Origin of the sequence: Inhella sp. (genome assembly GCF_041912635.1) — a bacterium.
Taxonomy (GTDB): Bacteria; Pseudomonadota; Gammaproteobacteria; order Burkholderiales; family Burkholderiaceae_C; genus Inhella.
Genome location: NZ_JAYRMO010000031.1, coordinates 38033 through 60001, shown reverse-complemented (window position 1 = coordinate 60001; position 21969 = coordinate 38033). Strand labels below are relative to the sequence as shown.

Genomic DNA, 21969 nt, shown 5'->3' with positions numbered 1-21969 from the left:
TGTGGGTCACCAAGCAGTTCCGCGCGTTGGGCGAGGTCATCTACCTCGGCCAGGTGGCCGAGCTGCAGCGCATCGAGCGCAGCGCCAAGGCGCTGCGCATCGGTGCGGGCGCCTCGCTGGAGGCGGCTTGGGGCGCCTTGAGTGAACAGTGGCCCACGCTGCGCGAAACCTGGCTGCGCTTTGCCTCGCCCCCCATCCGCTCGGTTGGCACGCTGGGCGGCAACGTGGCTAACGGCTCCCCGATCGGCGATGCCGCCCCGGTGCTGATGGCCCTGGATGCCGAACTGGAGCTGCGCCAGGGCGAGCGCGTGCGCCGCCTGCCGCTGCGCGAGTTCTATACCGGCTACATGCAGAACCGCCTGGAGCCGGGCGAATTCCTGCAGGCGCTGGTGGTGCCGATCGACCCGGCCTGGACTCTGCGCGCCTACAAGATCAGCAAGCGCTTCGATTCGGACATCTCCGCCGTGTTCGGCGCCCTGGCCCTGCGGCTGGAAGACGGCCGCGTGGCCGACGCGCGCCTGGCCTGGGGCGGGCTGGCCGCCACGGTGCAGCGCGCGCCGCAGGCCGAAGCGGCGCTGCGCGGGCAAAACTGGAGCGAGGCCGCGCTGCGGGCCGCCCAGGCCGCACTGGCGCAGGACTTCAAGCCCCTGAGTGACATGCGCGCCTCGAAGGACTACCGTCTGCAGGTGGCGCAGAACCTGCTGCGCCGCTGCTGGCTGGAGACGCGTGCCGCGGCTCCGCTGGCGGCCGAGGAACTGAGCGTCTGGGCCCCCCGATGAACAAGCTGGCCGAACTGCCGCTGCATGCGGCGCCCATGGTGGGGGCCTCCCGCCCGCATGAATCTGCCCATCTGCATGTGGCCGGTGCCGCCCCGTACACGGACGACCTGCCCGAACGCGTGGGCACCCTGCACGCGGCGCTCGGCCTTTCGCCCGTGGCCCACGGCCGCTTGAAGGCGGTGCAACTGGAGCGCCTGCGCGCGCTGCCCGGCGTGGTGGACGTGTTCGCCGCCGCCGATCTCCCCGGCCGCAACGACTGCGGGCCGCTGATCCAGGACGACCCCATCCTGGCCGAGGGCACGCTGCGCTACCGCGGCCAGCCGGTGTTGGTGGTGGTGGCGCGCACCCGCGAACTGGCGCGCCGCGCGGCGGCGCGCGCGTCCGAGTGCATCGAGGCCGAGCCGCTGCCCGCGCTGCTGACGGCCCGCGAGGCCCACGCCGCCGGGCAGTACGTCATCGCCCCGATGAAACTGGCGCGCGGCGAGGCCCGGGCGGCCATCGAGGCCGCGCCGCAGCGCATCCAGCTGAGCTTCGAGCTGGGCGGCCAGGAGCAGTTCTATCTGGAAGGGCAGATCAGCTACGCCGTGCCCGAGGAAGACCAGGGCATGACCCTGTACTGCTCCACCCAGCACCCCAGCGAGATGCAGCACCTGGTGGCGCACGCGCTGCACCGGCCCAGCCATGCGGTGCGCGTGGAATGCCGGCGCATGGGCGGGGGCTTTGGCGGCAAGGAATCGCAATCGGCCCTGTTCGCCTGCGTGGCGGCGGTGGCGGCACAGCGCAACCGCGCGCCGGTGAAGCTGCGCCTGGACCGGGACGACGACTTCCTCATCACCGGCCGCCGCCATGGCTTCAGCTTCGACATCGAGGCCGGCTTCGATGCCGCCGGCCTCGTGCTGGGCGTGGCGGCCACGCTGCTGTCCAACGCTGGTCACTCGGCGGATCTGAGCGGCCCGGTGCTGACGCGTGCGCTCTGCCATTTCGACAACGCCTACTGGCTGCCGCATGTCAGCCTGCAGGGCTTTGCCTGCAAGACGAACACGCAGAGCAACACCGCCTTCCGCGGCTTCGGCGGCCCGCAGGGCGCGTTTGCGGTGGAACTGCTGCTGGACGCCATCGCCCGCCAGCTGGGGCTGGATGCCCTGCAGGTGCGCCAGGCCAACCTCTACACCGAGGGCCAACCCACACCCTATGGCCAGCCGGTGGAGGACTTCTGCCTGCCGGAGCTGATCCAGCAGCTGGAGCAGACCAGCGCCTATGCCGAGCGCCGCGCCGCGGTGACGGCCTTCAATGCACGCAGCACGGTGCTGAAGAAGGGCCTGGCCCTCACGCCGGTGAAGTTCGGCATCAGCTTCAATGTGGTGCACCTGAACCAGGCCGGCGCGCTGGTGCATGTGTACACCGATGGCTCGGTGCTGGTGAACCACGGCGGCACCGAGATGGGCCAGGGCCTCAACACCAAGGTGGCCCAGGTGGTGGCGCACGAGCTGGGCCTGCCGCTGGAGCGGGTGCGTTGCTCGGCCACCGCCACCGACAAGATCGCCAACACCTCGGCCACCGCCGCCAGCACGGGTTCGGACCTGAACGGCAAGGCCGCGCAGGCCGCCGCACGCACCGTGCGCGAGCGGCTGGCGCTGCTTGCCGCCGAAAGGCTGGGTGGGGCCGCGGCGGACGTGCGTTTCGAGGCTGGCCGGGCGCATGTCAATGGCCAGAGCCTGAGCTGGGAGGAGCTGGTTCAGAAGGCTTACCTGGCACGCGTGCAGCTGTGGAGCGACGGCTTCTACGCCACCCCAGGCCTGAGCTGGGACCGCGCCACCCTGCAGGGCCGGCCCTTCTACTACTTCGCCCACGGCGCGGCGGTGGCCGAGGTGCTGGTGGACACGCTGACGGGCGAGCACCGCCTGCTGCGCGCCGACGTGCTGCACGACGTGGGCCGCAGCCTGAACCCGGCCATCGACATCGGCCAGGTGGAGGGCGCCTTCATCCAGGGCATGGGCTGGCTGACGAGCGAGGAGCTGGTCTGGCACCCGGCCGATGGCTCGCCCAAGGGTGGCCTGCTGCTCACGCATGCGCCCAGCACCTACAAGATTCCGACCGCCAACGACTGCCCGCCGGAGTTCCACGTGGCCCTGTTCGACCGGCCCAATGCCAAGGACAGCATCCACCGCAGCAAGGCGGTGGGCGAGCCGCCGCTGCTGCTGCCGTTCTCGGTGTTTTTCGCCATCAAGGACGCCGTGACCGCCGCCACCGGACGCGAGCCGCCGCTGATGGCGCCGGCCACGCCGGAAGCCGTGCTGAAGGCCCTGAACAGCCCATGACCCTGCCGCTGGCGCTGCAAGCCGCTGCCCTGCAGTGGCGGGACCAAGGCCGCGCCGGCATGGTGGTGGAAGTGCAGTCGCATCAGGGCTCGGTGCCGCGCGAGGCCGGCACGCGCATGCTGGTGGCGGCGGATGCCGTGCTGGGCACCATCGGTGGCGGGCATCTGGAGCTGCAGGCCATTGAGCGGGCGCGCGAACTGCTGGCGCAAGGGCAAGGCGGTGAACAACGCCTGGCCCTGGGGCCCAGCTTGGGCCAGTGTTGCGGCGGGGCGCTGGTGCTGAGTTATCAGCCGTTGGCGCAGAGCGCGCCCGAGACCTGGTCGCTGCCCGCGCCGCGCTTCCTGCTCGACCTTTACGGCGCCGGCCATGTGGGGCGTGCCATCGTGCGCCTGCTGGCTGGCATCGATTGCCGGGTGCGCTGGCTGGACGAACGGGAGTCCGAGCTCCCCGCCGAGCCGCTGCCGCCCCACATCACCCCGCTCTGCAGCGAAGGCCTGCCGCACGAGCTGACCGCCACGCCCGCCGGCGCCGGCGTGCTGATCCTGACCCACAGCCATGACCTCGACCTGGCCCTCACCGAGGCGGCGCTGGCCCGTGCCGACCTGCCCTGGGTCGGCCTGATCGGCTCCGCCACCAAGCGCGCGCGCTTCCTGCACCGACTCGAAAGCAAGGGCTTGCGCCCCGAACAGTTGGCGCGGCTGTGCTGCCCCATCGGCCTGCCCGGCATCGCCGGCAAGGAACCCGAGGTGATCGCCGTCGCCGTCGTCGCCCAACTTCTGCAACTCTCGTCCACCGGAGACCTCAATGGACATCTTTGACTACGACAACATCCAGCTGCTGCCGCGTCAGTGCCGGGTGAACAGCCGCAGCGAGTGCGACCCCTCGATCGAGTTCGGGCCGCGCCGCTTCAAGATCCCGGCCGTGCCGGCGAACATGAAGACGGTCATCGACGAGCCGATCGCGCGCTATCTGGCGGCGAACGAGTACTTCTACGTCATGCACCGCTTCGACCTGGACACCGTGGCCTTCGCGCGCCGCATGCGCGAAGCCGGGCTCTACGTCTCCATCAGCCTGGGCGTGCAGAAGGCGGACGACGCCATCGTCGAGCAGCTCGCGGCCGAGGGCCTGGGCGCGGACTACATCACCATCGACATCGCCCACGGCCACAGCGACGCCGTGCAGCGCCAGATCGCCCACATCAAGCAGCGCCTGCCGCAGGCCTTCGTGATTGCCGGCAATGTGGGCACGCCCGAGGCCGTGCTGGACCTGGAGCGCTGGGGCGCGGACGCCACCAAGGTCGGCATCGGCCCCGGCAAGGTGTGCATTACGCGCATGAAGACGGGCTTCGGCACCGGCGGCTGGCAGCTCAGCGCGGTGAAGTGGTGCGCACGCGTGGCCAGCAAGCCCATCGTGGCCGACGGCGGCATCCGCCACCATGGCGACATCGCCAAGAGCATCCGCTTCGGCGCCAGCATGGTGATGATCGGCTCGCTGTTCGCCGGACACGAGGAAAGTCCGGGCGAAACGGTGATCGAGGGCGGCCAGCGCTACAAGGCCTATTTCGGTTCGGCCTCGGACTTCAACAAGGGTGAGCGCCGCCATGTGGAGGGCAAGCGCATCCTCGAACCCATCAAGGGCCACCTGGCCGACACCCTGGTGGAGATGCGCGAGGACCTGCAGAGCTCCATCAGCTACGCCGGTGGCAAGAGCCTGATGGACCTGCGCAAGGTCAATTACGTGATCCTGGGCGGCAACAACGCGGGCGAGCATCTGTTCATGTAGGGCATGCAGGGGGTGTGGGGCTGAGGCACCAGTGGCCCGTTCGAGCCATGGCGGCCGCGGGCGAAGCTGACTAAGCTGCGGCCGTGCGCCTGAGAGGCGCGCTGCCGGAGAACCCCCATGCGTTTGCCCGCCGTGCTTGCGGCCTGCTGGATATTGCTGTGCGCGGCGTCTGGCGCGCCTGCCGCCACCGATGCCCGCCTGGTCGAGGCCGAGCGCCTGCGCCAGGCCGGCGCCCTGATCCAAGCCGAGGGCCTGCTGCGCCAAGCGCTGCCCGCCGAACCCGAACTGCAGCGCCGCTGGCGTCTGAGCCAGGCCCTGGTGGCCTTGCAGCTGCGCCGGACGGACGAGGCCGAGGCCCTGCTCGACCCCTTGCTGACAGACGCCCGTGCCGATGAGCGCGCCTTGTTGCTGCTGGCGCAGGGCCAACTGGCCGAGCAGCGTGGCCAGCGCGAAGCCGCGCTGGCCAGCTACAGCGCGGTGGAACTGATCCCTGGTGCCGGCCTGGCGCTGCAGCAGCGTGCCTGGCTGCACAAGGCACGCCTGAGCGGCAAGAGCGAGGAGGTACTGGATGGGCTGGCGGCGCTGGCGCCGCAGCTCAACGAGCCCGACCTGCAGCTGGAGCTCGGCCGCCTGGCCCAGCGCTTCGGCCTGGAGCCCATGGCCTACCGGGCCTTCGAGCGCAGCCTGATGCAGAGCCAGGACCCTCGGCTGCGCGCCGCGGCGCTGGAGGGCCAGGCTGGCCTGTACGAAGCCGCCGGGCGCCGCGACGAAGCCCGCACCCTGACCCTGCACGCGCTGGAACAGCTCAAGGAACTGGATGCCGCACAGAGCGCGGAGATGGGCGTGCGCCTGCAGTTCCGCCTGGCTCGGCTGAACAAGGAAAACCCCGCGGCCGCCCTGGCCGCCTACCAGCGCGCCGTCAGCCAGCTGGAGGCGCTGCGCGCCGACTGGCCGCTGGAAGAGGCCGACGGGCAGTCCAGCCAGCTCACGCTGTTCCAGCCGCTCTACCTTGGCCTGGTGGACGGCCTGCTGCAGCAGGCCCGCGCGCGCCAGCAAGACCAGGACCTGCTGCGCCGTGCCCGAGACGCGCTGGAACAGCTGCGCCAGGCCGAGATCCAGGACTACCTGGGCGATCGATGCGAGGTCGACGCCCTCAAGGGCGGCCAATCCCAGGCCCTGCCCAGCGGCAGTGCAGCCATCTACCCCGTGCTGCTGGACGACCGCCTGGAGCTGCTGGTGGAAGACAGCCGCGGCCTGGCCCTGTTCCGCAGCACGGTGCCGCCGGGCGAGGTGCGCCAGGCCGCCACCCTGCTGGCGCGCCAGCTGCGGGAACGCACGCCGGGCTTTGAACCCGCGGCGCGCCGGCTCTACCAGGCCCTGCTGCAGCCCCTGGAAGGCTGGCTGGCCGAGCGGGGCGTGGGCAACCTCGTCTGGGTCAGCGACGGACCCTTGCGCCTCATCCCCATGGGGGTTTTGCACGACGGCCAGCGCTTCGCGCTGGAGCGCTGGACGCACGCCAGCACCCTGGGCCTGAGCATGACCAACACCCAGGCGCCGGGGCTGCACACGCGGCCCGGTGCCCTGCTGGCGGGCACGTCCGAGTTCGGGCCGGTGGTGCAGCGCTTGGCCGGTGAGGCCTGGGCGCAATCGATGACGCGCGCCCTGGTGCCCGCCGGCCAGGCCCCGGAAACCGTGTCCCGCGAACTGCAGGAGCGCCGCCTAGCCGACGCGCTGCGCCTGCCTGGTGTGGGTGTGGAGCTGGACCGGCTGGGCGACCTGGTGGGCGGCCGCACGCTGCGCGAAGCCGCCTTCACCGTGCAGGGCTTCGGCACGGCCATGCAGGCCGGCAGCCCGCGCGTGGTGCACCTGGCCTCGCACGGGCTGTTCGGCGGCTCGGCCGCCACCAGCTACCTGCTCGCTTACGACGACCTGCTGACCCTTGGCAACCTGCAGACCCTGCTGCAGGGCGAGAACCAGCGCCGTCAGCCCATCGAGCTGTTGAGCCTTTCGGCCTGCCAGACCGCCGAAGGCAACGAGCGCGCCCCGCTGGGCATTGCCGGCGCGGCCATCAAGGCCCGTGCCCGCGCCGTGCTGGGCAGCCTGTGGCCGGTGGACGACGCCGCCACCGTGCGCCTGATGACGGGTTTCTACGCCGCCTGGCTGCAGAACGGCCAGGGCAAGGCCGCCGCCCTGCGCGAGGCGCAGCTGCAGCTGCTGCGCGACCCCGCCACCCGCCACCCCTTTTACTGGGCCTCGTTCGCCCTGATCGGAAACTGGCTATGACCCGCTGCCCCTTCCGAACCCTGGCGCTCAGCGCCGCCCTGACCCTGGCCTGGCCCGTGGCTGCGCAGGCGCAGGTCGCTCCCATCCGCACCGACGGCAGTGCCGGCCCGGTGGTGGACATCCGTGGCCCGCTGATGCTGATCCCGGAAAGCCTGGGCAAGCTGCAGGGCGCCAACCTGTTCCACAGCTTCCAGCACTTCAACATCCCGACCGGCGAGACGGCGCGCTTCACCGTCCAGAGCCCAGGCGTGGCGCATGTGATCAGCCGTGTCACGGGCGGCCTGCCTTCCTTCCTGGACGGCAGCCTGGAACTCAAGGCCGAGCAGGGCAGCCCGGGCTTCTATTTCATCAACCCCGCCGGCGTGGTGTTCGGCAGCGAGGCCCGCATCGACGTGCCGGCGGGCTTTCATGTCAGCACCGCCCAGCAGTTGCAGCTGGCCGATGGCAGCCAATGGGCCACCACGGGTGGCAGCAGCTTCAGCGCGGCCGCGCCGGAGGCCTTCGGCTTCCTGGGCGGCGATCGGGCCGCACCCATCGTGTTGCTGCCGGGGGCGGTGCTGGCGCCGGCGCGCCAAAGCCCAGCCCAACTGGTGGCGGGTGACATCGACTTTTCGGCCGCGCAACTGGTCGGCACCGGCAATCTGCGCCTGGCCGCGGTGGGTGATGGCGCGGTCGTGCTGCCGCTCTCCGGCGCGCTGCCCGGCGATTTGAAGGGCGACATTCGCTTGGGTGAGGGCAGCTTTGTGTTCGCGGCCTCAATCCGGGACTACGCCACCGGCCCGATTCAGATCGCCGCGGGCAACCTCACTCTGAGCGGGAATTCTGCTGTCACCAGCGCCGTGCTGGAGGGCGGCAGCGGAGCCGCGGGCGACGTCGATGTGCGCCTGCGCAACAAGCTCTGGGTCACAGAGGACAGCTACCTTTCCGTCAACACCGACACGGCCGCCGCCGTTGGCGATCTGCGCATCTCGGCGGCCACGGTGGAAATTGATCAGCTCGGCCGGCTGAACGCCTACACGGCCGGCGGCGGGCGCAGCGGCGCCATCCTGATCGATGCCCGCGAGCAAGTGCTGATCCACGACAACGGCAAAGTCTGGAGCAACGCGATCGCCGCAGGCGACGCCAGCGACATCCAGATCCGCGCGCCGCGCATCACCCTGGCCTCGTTCGGCAGCGTGGCGGCCACCACGCAGGACACCGGCAAGGGCGGCTCGATCCGTCTGGAGGCCAGCGACACCCTTCGCCTGGCGCCCGATGGGCATGTGCAGGCGTACAGCGTGGGCTTGGGCAGTACCGGTGCCATTCTGTTGACTGGCAATGATGTGGTGCTGGAACGCGACAGCAATGTTCTTAGCCAGGCGGTTGGTCTGGGCCGTCAAACCGGCGGCGTCGGTATACAGGGGCGGCGCAGCCTGGTGTTGGACGGTGCACAGATCGCCACGTTTGGCCTCCAGGGTGCGGCCAGCGCCGATGTTTTGCTGGCAGGTACGGACATAACAATCCAAGGAAAGTCCGAGATCACCGCCGGCTCGCTCGATGGCACCGGCAGTGCCGGTACCGTGGCCATACTTGCGGACAACTTGCTCCGTGTCAGTGGTAGCGACACTCGCGTGTCAAGCAACACGCATACCGAGGCGGCTGGCGGCTACATCCTCCTCGCAGCAAGAGAGTTGGTGATCGAGGATCACGCCCTTGTACGAAGTGCAACGCTCAGCACCGGCTCTGGTGGTTACATCGATCTGCGGGCGCAGGAAACGCTGCGCCTGAATAGCGGAGCAAGCGTGACGGCCAGTACCACCGGACCGGGAAATGCGGGACTGGTCAAGGCTGAGGCCAAGCACATCGTGCTGGACGGCGGAGCGCGGATCGTTTCCTCTGCGTACCAGGACGAGGAGACCGGCAGCGTAGCGAGCGGGATGGCCGGAGGGGTGGTGCTTCAGGCGGGTGAATCGGTTCGCATGGTGGGCGGCTCCTTCCTGGACAGCAGTGCTTTCACCCCAACATCGGAGGCCGGTGCCATCCTTGTCACGGCTGGTCGATCCATCGAGTTGAGCAGGTCGAGCATGACCAGCTTTACTTTGGGAGCGGGTGCGGCCGGAAAAATTCTGTTGGCAAGCGAGGGACAGATCGCCCTGAATGAGCAGTCCTTCGTTCTCACGTCGACGGCAGGCAGCGGAGTTGCTGGAGAAATTGGCCTCGCGGGCAGCAACATATCAATCAAGGACAGCCGTGTTGCCAGTTCGGCCGTGGAAGGCTCGCGCGGGAACGCAGCTTCGGTGATCCTGGCGGCGCAGGGTTTGATCCTGCTCGACGGCGGCCACGTGTCCAGCGGCACGGAGGGCATCGGGGCGGGAGGCTCTGTCGACATTGGCGCCGGTCAGTTCCGAATGCAAGGGGCGAGTACCGTTGATTCCGAGGCGGGTGCGCAATCGAGCGGCCAGGCAGGCAATGTGCGCATCCAGGCACTGGAGTCGATTGAATTGCGCGGCCAAAGCCTCATCAGCATCGGTAGCTTCGCAACAGTAGCCAACCCTTCCAGCCTCATTTCCACTCGCTTGGAATTGAGTGCCCCGCGCATCAGTTTGCTGAATAGCGCCGCGTTCTCCGACTCCCCAGGCAATGTCTCGGCCAGTGAAGTTCGCGTGACTGCGCCCTTGGGGATTCGCTTGAGTGAGTCGCAAATCAGCACCCGAGCCATGAATGGAAATGGCGGTCCGCTGAGTTTGAGCACCGATGGACGCTTGGAATTGTTCAAAAGTCAGGCCAGTACATCGGTATTCGGTACCCAAGGGAATGGTGGGGATGTATCCGTGCGCGCCCAGATCCTCTGGCTCGACAACGGCTTCGTGCAAGCCAACAGCGCGGCGCAGGGCGGGCAGGGCGGGGTGGTCAATCTGGATGTGGGCGCGGTGGTGGCCAGCGGCAATCGCGTCACCCTGGGCGGCCAGGTGCCGCTGGCCTTTGCGCAACCGCGCCAGGCCTACAACGCCATCCAGGCCGTGGCGCCGGACGGGGTGAACGGAACGATCCAACTGGCCAACCCCCTGCAGGACCTGAGCGCCAGCCTGGCCCTGCTGGACGCCCGCCTGCCCGACCCGGCCCGCCTGGGCCAAAGCCCCTGCGACCGGCGCAGCGGCAGCAGCCTGGCGCTGAGCGGGCGCGGCGGCCTGGCCGGGCAGGCCCTGCCAGGCGGGCCGCCCGGGCGGCCCGCCCACGTGCTGGCCGGGAGCTGCCCATGAAGGCGCTGCGCATGAGCTGCCTGCTGCTGCCCCTGCTGGCCGCCGCGCAGGAACGCCTGCCACCGGTACCGCCAACGGCGGTGGCGCCCAGCAAGGCACGGCTCATCGAGCGGCTGGAGCTGCAGGGCGTCAAGGCGCTGCCGCTGGCCCTGTTCGAGAGCGCCGCCAAACCCTGGCTCGGGCGGCCGCTGGATGAGGGTGAGATCGAGGCGCTGCGCCAGCGCCTGACACGGGTCTACGTGGAGCACGGCTTCGTCAATTCCGGCCTGCTGCTGCTGCAGGAACAAGGTAGCGGCCCGGTGCTGCGCCTGCAGGCCATTGAAGGGCGGCTGACGCAGGTGCAACTGCGCGGTCTGGCCGGCCTGAACCCTGAGCATGTGAAGGCGCGCCTGGGCGGCACGGAGGGGGCCCTGAACATGGACGCGCTGCGCGAGCGCTTCCAGCTGCTGTTGAACGACCCCCTGCTGGCGCGCGTGCAGGCGCGCCTGCTGCCGGGCGAGCGCCTGGGCGAGGCGGTGCTGGACATCGAGGTGGAGCGCGCGCGCCCCTGGAAGCTCAGCGCCTTTGCCAACAACCATCGCCCGGTGTCGGTGGGCGAGGGGGCGCTGGGCCTGCGCGGGCAGCTCAGCAACCTCAGCGGTCAGGGCGATCAGCTCGATGCGCTGCTGCTGTGGCCGCTGGAAGGGGAGGGCTCACGCAAGGGCCAGCAACGCCTGGACTGGCGCACGCCGCTCACCGCCTGGGGCGCCCCGTTCACGCAGGTGAATGTGGCGGCCGAACGCAGTGATTCGGCCATCGTGGAAGAACCGGTGCGCCAGCTTGACATCCGCAGTGCCACGCGCTGCTGGGAGCTGGGCGTCAGCCAGCTGTGGAGTGAAAGCACCGAGCGGCGCCACAGCAGCGGTCTGCAGGCGCAGGCGCGCCGGCAGCGCAGCACGCTGCTGGGGGAGCCGTATTCCTTCACCGCCGGTGTGCCCGACGGCCGCGTGCGCGAAACCGTCTGGCGGCTGTGGCACGAAACCCAGTGGCGCAGCCCGCAGCAGGTGCTGGTGCTGCGCGCCAACTTCAACTGGGGCCACAACAACGTGCAGCGCGAAGCGGCCGTCCCCGGCCTGGAGGGTGCGCCGGCGCCGAGCTTCGAGTTCGCCACCTTACAGGCGCAGTGGCTGCGCAAGCTGGGCCCTGAGGGCTTGAGCCTGAGCGCACGCCTGCTGGCCCAGGCCAGCCGCGACCGCCTGCTGCCCAGCAGCGGCATCGCCCTGGGCGGGGTGAACAGCGTGCGTGGCCAGCGCGAGAACCAGGCGGTGCGGGATGAAGGCTGGGTCGCCAATCTGGGCCTGCCCTGGGTCTGGAAGGACGGGCAGGGCGGCGGCCTGCGGGTGGAGCTGGAGCCCTTCTACGACCACGGCAGGGTGCGCAACCGCGGGCAGGCCTGGGTGGAGCTGGCCTCCGCCGGCCTGGCGCTGAAGCTGGGCTGGCGCGGCGCCCTGCTGGAGCTTGCTGCCGCCGAGCGGGTGCGCGGTGATGCCGGCTCTGCGCAGAACAACAGCCTGCAGGACCGCGGCGTGCACGCCCAGCTGACCTACAGCTTCTAGGCGTGCAAGACCACCAGCAGCCCCACCGCCAGTTCCGGCCCGGGGTTGCGGATGGCATGGCTTTGGTCGGCCGCATAGCGTGCGGTCTCGCCCAGGCCGAGCAACTGGCGCTGACCGCCGGTTTCCACCACCAACTCGCCGCTCAGCACCGACAAGTGCTCGCGCGAGCCCGGTTCGTGTGCCTGGGAGGCCAGCACGCCGCCGGGCTGGACGATCAGCTCGTACCACTCGTACTGCCCGGCCAGCTCGATCGGACCCAGGATGCGCAGCCGCGCCAGGCCGTCCGGGCTGGCCAGCGAAGGCGTGGCGTGCGCGGGCACGAACTCGATGCCGCTCTGCGCCGGCTTCGCGCCCTCCAGCAGCTCGGAAAGTTCCACGCCCAGCGCGTGCGCCAGGCGCCACACCACGGCCACCGTGGGGTTGGCCTGGTTGCGCTCGATCTGCGACAGCATCGATTTCGACACCCCGGCGCGCTGGCTCAGGGCGTCCAGCGTCAGCTGGCGCTTGGCCCGCAGCGCCGCCAGGGCTTCCCCGAGCTGGGGCGGTTGGGCAAGATCGGTGTCGCTCATGCGAATCCCTTGATTCAGTGAACAACTGTTCGATATAGTGAACGCCGTTCGATAAACCGCATTTTGCGGCAGGAGACTGAACATGGCCAGCAGCGCCGACTTCTACGCCCATATCCGCCAGGAACTGGCGGGCATCGAATCCGCCGGCCTGTTCAAGCGCGAACGCATCATTGCCACGCCGCAAGGCGCCGTGGTCCGCACCACCGACGGGCGTGAGCTCATCAACTTGTGCGCGAACAACTACCTGGGCCTGTCCAGCCACCCGAACGCGATTGCGGCGGCGCACAAAACGCTCGACACGCACGGCTTCGGCCTCTCCTCGGTGCGCTTCATCTGCGGCACGCAGGACATTCACAAGGAGTTGGAGCGCCGCATCGCCGCTTTCGTGGGCTGCGAGGACGCGATCCTTTACGCCGCAGCCTTCGATGCCAACGGCGGCCTGTTCGAGCCCCTGTTGGGCGAGCAGGACGCCATCATTTCGGACGCCCTGAACCACGCCTCCATCATTGACGGCATCCGCCTGTGCAAGGCCGCGCGCTACCGCTACGCCAACAACGACTTGGCCGATCTGGAAAAGCAGCTGCAGGACGCGCGCGCCAAGGGCGCCCGCCATGTGCTGGTGTTCACCGATGGCGTCTTCAGCATGGACGGCACGATCGCCCAGCTGAAGGAGATCCGCGCCCTGTGCGACCAGTACGGCGCGCTGCTGGGCATCGACGAATGCCATGCCAGCGGCTTCCTGGGCAAGACCGGCCGAGGCACGCCCGAGCATTGCGGCGTGTTCGGCCAGATCGACATCATCACCGGCACCTTCGGCAAGGCCCTGGGCGGCGCCAGCGGTGGCTTCACGGCGGCGAAGAAGGAAGTGGTGGAGCTGCTGCGCCAGCGCTCGCGCCCCTATCTGTTCAGCAACACGCTGGCACCGGCCATCGTGGGGGCCTCGCTGGCGGTGCTGGACCTGATCGAAGGCTCCACCGCGCTACGCGACAAGCTGGAAGACAACACCCGCTTCTGGCGCGCTGGCCTGGAGGCCGCCGGCTTCGACATCAAGCCCGGCACCCACCCCATCGTGCCGGTGATGGTCTACGACGCCGTCAAGGCGCAGCAGCTCTCGGCCCGCCTGCTGGAGCTGGGCGTGTACGCCGTGGGCTTCTTCTTCCCGGTGGTGCCGAAGGAGCAGGCGCGTATCCGCACCCAGATGAGCGCGGCGCTGGACCGCCACCACCTGGAAAAGGCGCTGGCTGCCTTCACCCAGGCTGGCCGCGAACTTGGCTTGATCAAGGGCTGAACCATGACGACCAAGATCCTCCTCATCGGCGCGAATGGCCAGATCGGCACCGAGCTGGCCGCCGCCCTGGCCGAGCGCCACGGCAACGAAAACGTCATCACCAGCGACATCTCGCCCCAGGGCCGCTTGCCGCAACTGCGCCACGAGATGCTGGACTGCACCGATGGGGCGGCCGTTACTGCCATCGTCGAGCGGCATCACATCACCCAGGTCTATCTGCTGGCCGCCGCGCTGTCGGCCACCGGCGAGAAGCACCCGCAATGGGCCTGGGACCTGAACATGAAGGGCCTGCTGAACGTGCTGGAGCTGGCGCGCACACACAAGCTGGAGCGGGTGTTCTGGCCCAGCAGCATCGCCGCCTTCGGCCCCAGCACCCCACAGGACCACACGCCGCAATCCACCGTGATGGACCCGACGACGGTGTACGGCATCAGCAAGCAGGCCGGCGAGCGCTGGTGCGCCTGGTACCACCGCATGCATGGCGTGGACGTGCGCAGCCTGCGCTATCCGGGCCTGATCAGCTGGAAGACCCCGCCCGGCGGCGGCACCACCGACTACGCCGTGGACATCTTTCACCAGGCGCTCAAGGCCGGCCATTACAAGTGCTTCCTGCAGGCCGACCAGCGCCTGCCCATGATGTACATGCCCGACGCCATCCGCGCCACGCTGGAGCTGATGGAAGCGCCCGCCGCGGCCATCCAGGAGCGCGGCAGCTACAACCTGGCCGGCTGCAGCTTCACGCCGGAAGAAATCGCCGCCGAAATCCGCCAGCACCTGCCGGGCTTCGAGATGGTGTGCGAGCCCGATTTCCGCCAGCAGATCGCCGCCAGCTGGCCGCGTTCCATCGACGACTCGGTGGCGCGCGCGCACTGGGGCTGGAAGGCCGAGTTCGGCCTGAGCGAGATGGTGGCCGACATGCTGGCCAATCTGCGCGGGCGGGTTTGAAGCGCAGCAGGTAGGCTTCGGCCATGCGCCGCCTCCTACCTGCCCTCCTGTTGCCCCTGCTCGCCAGCCCGGTGCTGGCGCAAGAAGTCGAGCTCTTCTCCGGAGCCAAGCTGTCGCTGATCGGCCTGCGGGTCGGCAATTCCCCGGTCTATCTGGGCCAGAGGGACCGGGGCTTCGACCTGCGCCCCGTGGTTGCCCTGCGCTGGGGGCGGGTGCGCATCAGCAATTCGGGCGGCAGCTCGCTGCTGAGCGAACGCGGTACCGGCGGAGCGAGCACCGATCTGCTCGACGACGACGACTGGCGCCTGACGGTCGGCCTGCGCTTCGACCGCGGCCGCAATGTCAGCGGCATCGAGCGCCTGCGTGAGCTGCCCGATGTGCGCACCACGATCCGAGGGCGCGTGGGCCTGACCTGGCATCAGACCGACACGCGGGACTGGACCCTGGCCGTCAACCCCGATCTGCTCGGCCGCGGCGGAGGCCTGCTGCTGCAGCTCAGCATGAGCCAGCGCCTGCCCGAGTGGGAGCAGGCCTTGCCGATGGGCGGGCAGTGGACGGCGCTGGTCAGCCTTGCCGCCGCCGATCGGCGCTACCAGCGCAGCTACTTCGGCGTGCCGGCCGGGCTGACGACCTTTCAGGCCTACGAACCCGGGGCCGGCCTGCGCAGCCTCACCGTTGGCCTGACCTGGCAGCGCGAGTTCGGCCGCCACTGGGTCGGGTTCGGTGGCGGCAGCCTCAGCCACTTGCTGGGGCCGGCCGCCGATGCACCCTTCATCGAGCGCAACCTCGACCTGGGACTCAACGCTGGCCTGGCCTACCGGTTCTAGGGCCGCAAGGCCGCTGCCAGCGCCTCGCGCAGGCCCTCGGGGTCTTCCTGCATCAGGGCATGGCCGCAGGGCAGGCTCACCGTGCGGGCCTTGAGCGCCTCGGCCAAGGGCTTGGCTGCGCGCGGCGGCGTCATCTGGTCCAGGCTGCCCATCACCACGGTGCTGGGGCAGCTGAGCTTGGCCGCGGCTTCCAGCGCACCGGTATAGCCATTGCAGAGCTGGAAATCCTGCAGGAACAGATTGCTCCCGGGCCATCCGGCTTGCGTGCGTTCCATCAGCGCCTGGTTGGCGCCGTGCAGCCAGGCACCCGGGCCGGGGTAGGCCGGCTTGGCCGCGATGCCGCTGTGGCTGAAGGTGTTGACCATGCGCATCGCCGCCACCGGCTCGCTGGCTGCGGTCTGCAGCAGCGCGTCGCTCACGGCCATCGGCGCCGCCGTGCCCAGCAGGGCCAGGTGCCAGGCGCGCTCGGGTGCCTGCGCGGCGGCTTCCAGGGCGATCAACGAACCCATGCTGTGGCCCACCCACGCGGCCTTGCTGGCGCCCGCAGCATCCAGGCAGGCCAGGGCCCAGGCGCCGGCCTCGGCGATGCTGACCAGCGGCGGGCCCTCGCTGCGGCCATGTGCGGGCAGGTCCAGCGCCAGCACGGCGAAGCCCCGGTGCGCAAAGCTGCGCGCCAACAGGGTGAAGACCGAGTGGTCGTGCAACGCGCCGTGCAGGAAGACGATGCAGGGCAGGGCGGCGTCAAAGGTCTTGCCGCCGGTGTAGGCGTAGACGCGGCGGTTCTGTACGGTCAGTTCCATCACTTGAACGCCGCTTTCAGGGCGGTCTTGAGGTCGGCGATCAGATCGGCCGGGTCTTCCAGGCCGATCGACAGGCGGATCGTGCCGGGGCCGATGCCCGCGGCCACCAGCGCGGCATCGTCCATGCGCGAATGCGTGGTGCTGGCCGGGTGGATGACGAGCGAGCGCGCATCGCCCACATTGGCCAGATGGCTGAAGAGCTTGAGGGACTCGATGAACTTCTGGCCTTGCGCGCGGCTGCCGTCCAGCTCGAAGCTGAACACTGCACCCGAGCCACGCGGCATCAGCGTCTGCGCCCTGGCATAGCTGGGGTGGCTGGGCAGGCCGGGGTAGCCCACCGCCTTGACCTGCTTCTGTGAGGACAGGAACTCGGCCACCGCCTGGGCATTGGCCACATGCCGGGCCATGCGCAGTGGCAGGGTCTCCAGGCCTTGCAGCAGCAGCCAGGCGGTGTGAGGGCTCATGCAGGCGCCGAAGTCGCGCAGGCCCTCGCGGCGCGCGCGCAGCAGAAAGGCGGCGACCGTCGATTCCTCAGCGAACACCATGCCGTGGAAGCCGTCGTAGGGTTCCGTCAGCTCCGGGAACTTGCCCGACTTCAGCCAATCGAAGCGACCGGAGTCGATCAACACCCCGCCCACCACCGTGCCGTGGCCGCACAGGAACTTGGTGGCCGAGTGCATCACCAGGTCGGCGCCTTGCTCGATGGGGCGCTGCAGCCAGGGCGTGGCCAGCGTGGCGTCCACCAGCAGGGGCAGGCCGGCGGCGTGGGCCACCGCACTGACGGCCGGGATGTCCAGCACCTCCATGCCCGGGTTGCCGAGCGACTCGCCCAGCAGCAGACGCGTCTCGGGCCGGATGGCCGCCTTCCAGGCGTCCACCTCACCGGGGGCCACGAAGGTGGTCTGGATGCCCAGGCGCGGCAACGTGTAGGCCAGCAGGTTGTGCGAGCCGCCGTACAGCTGCGAACTGGCCACGATGTGGCCGCCGGCGCCACAGATCGTCACGATGGCCAGCCACAGCGCGGCCTGGCCGCTGGCGGTGGCGATGGCACCCACACCGCCTTCGAGCGCGGCCATGCGCTCCTCGAACACGGACGTGGTGGGGTTGGAGAGGCGCGAGTACACATGCCCGCTGCGCTCCAGATTGAACAGACCGGCGGCATCCGCGCTGCTGTCGAACACGAAGCTGGTGCTCAGATGCAGCGGGGTGATGCGTGCGCCGGTGGCGGGGTCGGGGGCGGCCCCGGCGTGCAGGGCCAGGGTGTCGAAGCCAGGGTCTAGGGGTCCGGGCATGCCTTGAACTAGGGTGCGCCCCGGAGAGGGCGGGGCGGGCATTGTGTGCTATGTTGCCCGCAATCCCCCTCTGCTCTCCATGGAGAACGCCATGAAGGTCACCGACATCCTGAAGGTCAAGGGCAGCACCCTGTTCACCGTTGCCCCCGACACCCCGCTGGCCGAGGCCGTGGCCACCATGGCGGAGCGCGACATCGGCTCGCTGGTGGTGATGGAGCTGGGCGACCTCGTGGGCATGCTGACCTTCCGCGAGGTCATCCAGGCCGTGGTGAAGAATGGCGGCACGGTGGGCAACAGCCAGGTCCGCTCGGTGATGGACGACCATCCGCTGACCTGCACGCCCGAGACCGAGATCGACGAGGTGCGCCGCATGATGCTGGGCCGCCACGCGCGCTACATGCCGGTGCTCAACGGCAAGACGCTGATGGGCGTGATCTCCTTCTACGACGTGGCCAAGGCCGTGGTCGATTCGCAGGACTTCGAGAACCGCATGCTCAAGGCCTACATCCGTGATTGGCCGGTGGGGCAGGAAGAAGAGTCCAGCGAGCCGAAGCTCTAAGTAGGTCTTCGTGCACAGAGAAGGGCGGCAGTGATGCCGCCCTTTGCCTTTCTAGAATCCAGAACATGCAACCCCCAGTCTCACTTCGTTCGCCACCCCCCGAGGGGGCGCTTGCCCGCTTGGGACGGCCCGGCGCCGGGCACTCATGAGTGGATCCACATTCGGGCGCTGGTTCGCCGTCACCAATTTCGGCGAAAGCCATGGCCCGGCGATCGGTTGCGTCATCGACGGCTGCCCACCCGGGATGGCGCTCAGCGAGGCCGACATCCAGCCCGATCTGGACCGCCGCAAGCCCGGCACCAGCCGGCACGTGACGCAGCGCCAGGAAGGCGACCGCGTCGAGATCCTCTCCGGCGTCTATGAGGGCCTGACCACCGGCACGCCGATTGCGCTGCTGATCCGCAACGAGGACCAGCGCAGCAAGGACTACGGCAACCTGCTCGACACCTTCCGCCCCGGCCATGCCGACTACACGTACTGGCGCAAGTACGGCCTGCGCGACCCGCGCGGCGGCGGCCGCAGCTCGGCCCGCCTGACCGCGCCGATGGTGGCAGCCGGCGCGGTGGCCAAGAAGTGGCTGCAACAGGCCCATGGCACCACGGTGCGCGGCTGCATGGTGCAGCTGGGTGAAATCGAGATCCCGATCGAGGACTGGGCGCAGACCGCACACAACCCCTTCTTCGCCGCCGGCACGCGCGAGTTGGAGCGCCTGGAGGCGTACATGGATGCGCTGCGCAAGAGCGGCGATTCGGTCGGCGCCAAGCTGCGTGTAGAGGCCCAGGGCGTGCCACCGGGCTGGGGCGCGCCGCTGTTCGACAAGCTCGACGCTCAGATCGCCTACGCCATGATGGGCATCAACGCGGTCAAGGGCGTGGAAATCGGAGACGGCTTCGGCGTCGTCGCCCAGCGTGGCAGCCAGCATGGCGACGAGATCCACCCCGACGGCTTCGCCAGCAACCATGCCGGCGGGGTGCTGGGCGGCATCTCCAGCGGGCAGGATCTGGTGGTGAACATCGCCATCAAGCCGACCAGCTCGATCCGGCTGGAGAAGGCCAGCATCGACCGCAGCGGCCAGCCCAATAGCGTCGTCACCCACGGCCGTCACGACCCCTGCGTGGGCATCCGCGCCACGCCCATTGCCGAAGCCATGCTGGCCCTGGTGCTGATGGATGCGGCGCTGCAGCAGCGGGCGCAAGGCGGCGACGTGGAGCTGCCGATCGCGCCGGTGCCGGCAAGGCGCGGCTGAACCGGTTCTCGGAGACTCCAGGATGACTGTCTCGCAACGCCACCCCGAAGGCTGGGCCGTCGGCATCGTCGGCGCCACGGGTGCGGTTGGGCTGCTGATGCGCCAACTGCTGGCCGAGCGCGATTTCCCCGTGCGCTCGCTGCGCCTGTTTGCTTCAGCACGCTCGGTAGGGCGGCAACTGGACTGGAAAGGCCACCAGCTGCCGATCGAGGACGCCGCCACGGCCGATTTCCGCGGTCTGGATCTGGTGTTCTTCTCGGCCGGTGGCGACACCGCGCGCGAACTGGCACCCCGGGTGGCAGCTGCCGGTGCGGTGGTGATCGACAACTCCTCGGCCTGGCGGGCCGACCCCGACGTGCCCCTGGTGGTGGCCGAGGTCAACCCGGACGATCTGCGCCGCCGGCCCAAGGGCCTGATCGCCAACCCGAACTGCACCACCATGGCGGCCATGCCGGTGCTCAAGCCCTTGCACGATGCCGCCGGCCTGAAGCGCCTCACCGCCAGCAGCTACCAAGCCGTCTCGGGTGCCGGCGTGGCGGGCGTGCAGGAGCTGGTGGATCAGATGCGGGCCGCAGCCGATCGGCTGGAGGCCCTGGTGTACGACGGCCGTGCCGTCGACTTCCCGCCGCCGCGCAAATGGGCGGTGCCGATCGCCTGCAATGTGGTGCCGCTGAACTATGTGCTGAAGGACGATGGCTTTACCGAAGAAGAGCTGAAGCTGCGCCACGAGACCCGGCGCATCCTGGGTCTGCCCCAGCTGCCGGTCGCGGGCACCTGCGTTCGGGTGCCGGTGCTGTGCGCGCACTCGCTCAGCCTGCATGCCGAGTTCGAACGGGCCATCGAGGCCGCCGAGGCCGAAGCCCTGCTGCGCCAGGCGCCGGGCGTGCGCCTCTGCGCCGTGCCCAATGCGCTGGACGCCACCGGCATCGACGAGGTGCTGGTGGGGCGGGTGCGGCGCGATCCCACGGTGCCGCATGGGCTGATCCTCTTCGTCAGTGGCGACAACCTGCGCAAGGGCGCAGCGCTGAACGCGGTGCAACTGGCCGAATGCCTGTGGCAACAGGCCGAAGCGGGCGGCGGAGCCGGCTGAGGCCCCCTGCTGAAGGTCATGCCGCGGCCGAGCCCAGGGCCCGTGCCGAACGACGACTTTGCAGCTGACCCCCTCAAGGGTGCATTTCGTCGCTTTCTAAACGCACCCGCAGCCTTCGCTTCCTAGCATGGCCGCCGTTACTCAAAAACGGGGCCTGCCATGGAGCTGCACAAGACTTCTTCTCGATTCAACAAGCGCTGGTGGCTGGGCGGCGGCCTGAGTGCCGTGGCCCTGGCCATTGCGGCCGGCGTAGCGGTGAATGCCAACGGCGCGGACGCGGGCAGCAAGCCTGACGCCAAGGACAGGAAGGACGCGCCCAAGACCCTGCGCTTCACCGCCTCGGAAGTGGTGCAGCCGCAGCGCCAGGCCCTGCGCGCGGTGGTGGAGTTCAGCGGCCCGCTGGTGGCACCCAACACCGCCATCGTGCGCGCCAAGGGCGGCGGCACGCTCTTGAACCTGGCCGCGCCCGAGGGCAGCCGCGTCAAGGCGGGTCAGTCGCTCGGCACCCTCGATCTGGAAGACCTGCGCCAGCGCGTGAACGAGCGCCAGGCCGCCGTGGAAGCCTCGCGCGCCCAGGCTGCGCAGGCCGAGCGCACGCATCTGGCCAACGAAGGCTTGGCGCGTCAGAACTTCATTGCCCCGACGGCTCTGGACAGCAGCCGCGCCCAGCTCGACAGCGCCCGCGCCAACCTGGCCGCCGCGCGCGCCCAGCTGGAGACCGTGCAGGTGGCGCTGCGCCAAGCCACGCTGACGGCGCCCATCAGCGGCTGGGTGGCCAAGCGCCATGCCGTGCCGGGTGAAAAGCTGCAGCTGGAGCAAGCGGTCGTCACCGTGGTGGACCTGAGCCAGCTGGAGCTGGCCGGCCTGGTGGGCACGCACGAGGTCTCGCGCCTGAAGCCCGGCATGGCTGCCACCTTGCGCATCGAAGGCCACACCGAACCGGTGGCTGCCAAGATCGCCCGCATCAGCCCGGCGGCCGAGCCGGGCACGCGCTCGATCGGTGTCACGCTCAGTCTTTCCAACCCAGGCGAACAGCTGCGCGCCGGTCAGTACGCGGTGGCCTCAGTCACCTTGGACGACCCGGAACCTCGCCTGACCTTGCCGCAGACCGCCTTGATGGGCAGCAGCGGCCAGCAAGCGGTGTGGGTGATCGATGGCGGGGAACTCAAGCGCCGCTTGGTGACTGTGGGCCGCCAGGATGCCAAGGAGGGTCGGGTCGAGATCCTCTCCGGCGTGGACGCCAAGGCCCAGGTGCTGGCCGCGCGCTATGACAACCTGCGCGAAGGCACCAAGGCCGAGATCGACGCCGGCAAGGCCAAGGTGGCCGCCGCCGCGGTACCGGCCACTGCGCGCTGAA

The 21969-nt window shown here is 69.6% G+C and carries 17 protein-coding genes; 14 read left to right on the top strand and 3 right to left on the bottom strand.

Translation table 11 applies throughout. The features are described from left to right. From ACE3QP_RS17030 to ACE3QP_RS17000, 7 genes are all read left to right on the top strand, one after another. On the top strand, positions 1 to 779 hold a 779-nt coding region (locus ACE3QP_RS17030; protein WP_374437681.1), incomplete at its 5' end, for an FAD binding domain-containing protein. Next, positions 776 to 3097, top strand: a complete 2322-nt coding sequence (gene xdhB / locus ACE3QP_RS17025) for a xanthine dehydrogenase molybdopterin binding subunit (protein WP_374437680.1) — start codon at positions 776 to 778, stop codon at positions 3095 to 3097. The genes ACE3QP_RS17030 and xdhB, both read left to right, overlap by 4 nt. Further along, on the top strand, positions 3094 to 3915 hold the full coding sequence (gene xdhC, locus ACE3QP_RS17020) for a xanthine dehydrogenase accessory protein XdhC (protein ID WP_374437679.1): 822 nt from the start codon (positions 3094 to 3096) through the stop codon (positions 3913 to 3915). Before xdhB ends, xdhC begins: the two co-directional genes overlap by 4 nt. Beyond that, on the top strand, positions 3902 to 4879 hold the full coding sequence (locus tag ACE3QP_RS17015) for a GMP reductase (RefSeq protein WP_198109288.1): 978 nt from the start codon (positions 3902 to 3904) through the stop codon (positions 4877 to 4879). The genes xdhC and ACE3QP_RS17015 overlap by 14 nt, the downstream gene beginning before the upstream one ends. 117 nt (positions 4880 to 4996) lie before the next feature. Beyond that, entirely contained in the window at positions 4997 to 7162 is a 2166-nt protein-coding gene (locus ACE3QP_RS17010; RefSeq protein ID WP_374437678.1) for a CHAT domain-containing protein, read from the top strand. Further along, a complete protein-coding gene (locus ACE3QP_RS17005) occupies positions 7159 to 10401 on the top strand; it encodes a filamentous hemagglutinin N-terminal domain-containing protein (protein WP_374437677.1) in 3243 nt (1080 codons plus the stop codon). Before ACE3QP_RS17010 ends, ACE3QP_RS17005 begins: the two co-directional genes overlap by 4 nt. Next, positions 10398 to 11996, top strand: a complete 1599-nt coding sequence (locus tag ACE3QP_RS17000) for a ShlB/FhaC/HecB family hemolysin secretion/activation protein (RefSeq protein WP_374437676.1) — start codon at positions 10398 to 10400, stop codon at positions 11994 to 11996. The genes ACE3QP_RS17005 and ACE3QP_RS17000 overlap by 4 nt, the downstream gene beginning before the upstream one ends. Here ACE3QP_RS17000 and ACE3QP_RS16995 read toward each other — a convergent pair. Further along, on the bottom strand, positions 11993 to 12565 hold the full coding sequence (locus ACE3QP_RS16995) for a helix-turn-helix domain-containing protein (protein ID WP_374437675.1): 573 nt from the start codon (positions 12563 to 12565) through the stop codon (positions 11993 to 11995). The two genes, ACE3QP_RS17000 and ACE3QP_RS16995, sit on opposite strands and share 4 nt — an antisense overlap. 82 nt (positions 12566 to 12647) lie before the next feature. On the opposite strand from ACE3QP_RS16995, the gene kbl reads away from it, so the two are divergent. The 3 genes from kbl to ACE3QP_RS16980 are packed head-to-tail and all read left to right on the top strand — an operon-like array spanning position 12648 to position 15625. Beyond that, positions 12648 to 13853, top strand: coding sequence for a glycine C-acetyltransferase (kbl, locus tag ACE3QP_RS16990; protein ID WP_374437674.1), 1206 nt, complete (start codon positions 12648 to 12650; stop codon positions 13851 to 13853). Between the two features lie 3 nt (positions 13854 to 13856). Beyond that, positions 13857 to 14798 (top strand): NAD-dependent epimerase/dehydratase family protein, encoded by a 942-nt coding sequence (locus ACE3QP_RS16985; RefSeq protein ID WP_374437673.1) that lies wholly within the window; start codon positions 13857 to 13859, stop codon positions 14796 to 14798. Between the two features lie 50 nt (positions 14799 to 14848). Beyond that, positions 14849 to 15625 (top strand): MipA/OmpV family protein, encoded by a 777-nt coding sequence (locus tag ACE3QP_RS16980; RefSeq protein ID WP_374437672.1) that lies wholly within the window; start codon positions 14849 to 14851, stop codon positions 15623 to 15625. On the opposite strand, the gene ACE3QP_RS16975 is transcribed toward ACE3QP_RS16980, so the two are convergent. Beyond that, a complete protein-coding gene (locus tag ACE3QP_RS16975) occupies positions 15622 to 16425 on the bottom strand; it encodes an alpha/beta fold hydrolase (RefSeq protein ID WP_374437671.1) in 804 nt (267 codons plus the stop codon). The genes ACE3QP_RS16980 and ACE3QP_RS16975 overlap by 4 nt on opposite strands. Beyond that, on the bottom strand, positions 16425 to 17717 hold the full coding sequence (locus ACE3QP_RS16970; protein ID WP_374437670.1) for an O-acetylhomoserine aminocarboxypropyltransferase: 1293 nt from the start codon (positions 17715 to 17717) through the stop codon (positions 16425 to 16427). The genes ACE3QP_RS16975 and ACE3QP_RS16970 overlap by 1 nt, the downstream gene beginning before the upstream one ends. 91 nt (positions 17718 to 17808) lie before the next feature. Here ACE3QP_RS16970 and ACE3QP_RS16965 point away from each other — a divergent pair, with 91 nt between their 5' ends. From ACE3QP_RS16965 to ACE3QP_RS16950, 4 genes are all read left to right on the top strand, one after another. Next, positions 17809 to 18276, top strand: a complete 468-nt coding sequence (locus tag ACE3QP_RS16965; protein ID WP_198109265.1) for a CBS domain-containing protein — start codon at positions 17809 to 17811, stop codon at positions 18274 to 18276. Between the two features lie 145 nt (positions 18277 to 18421). Then, positions 18422 to 19522: a chorismate synthase gene (gene aroC / locus ACE3QP_RS16960; RefSeq protein ID WP_374437669.1), complete on the top strand. Its 1101-nt coding sequence runs from the start codon at positions 18422 to 18424 to the stop codon at positions 19520 to 19522. Positions 19523 to 19544: 22 nt separating this feature from the next. Then, positions 19545 to 20612, top strand: coding sequence for an aspartate-semialdehyde dehydrogenase (locus ACE3QP_RS16955; RefSeq protein ID WP_374437668.1), 1068 nt, complete (start codon positions 19545 to 19547; stop codon positions 20610 to 20612). Positions 20613 to 20771: 159 nt separating this feature from the next. Further along, on the top strand, positions 20772 to 21968 hold the full coding sequence (locus ACE3QP_RS16950; protein WP_374437667.1) for an efflux RND transporter periplasmic adaptor subunit: 1197 nt from the start codon (positions 20772 to 20774) through the stop codon (positions 21966 to 21968). The last annotated feature ends 1 nt before the right edge of the window (position 21969 follow it).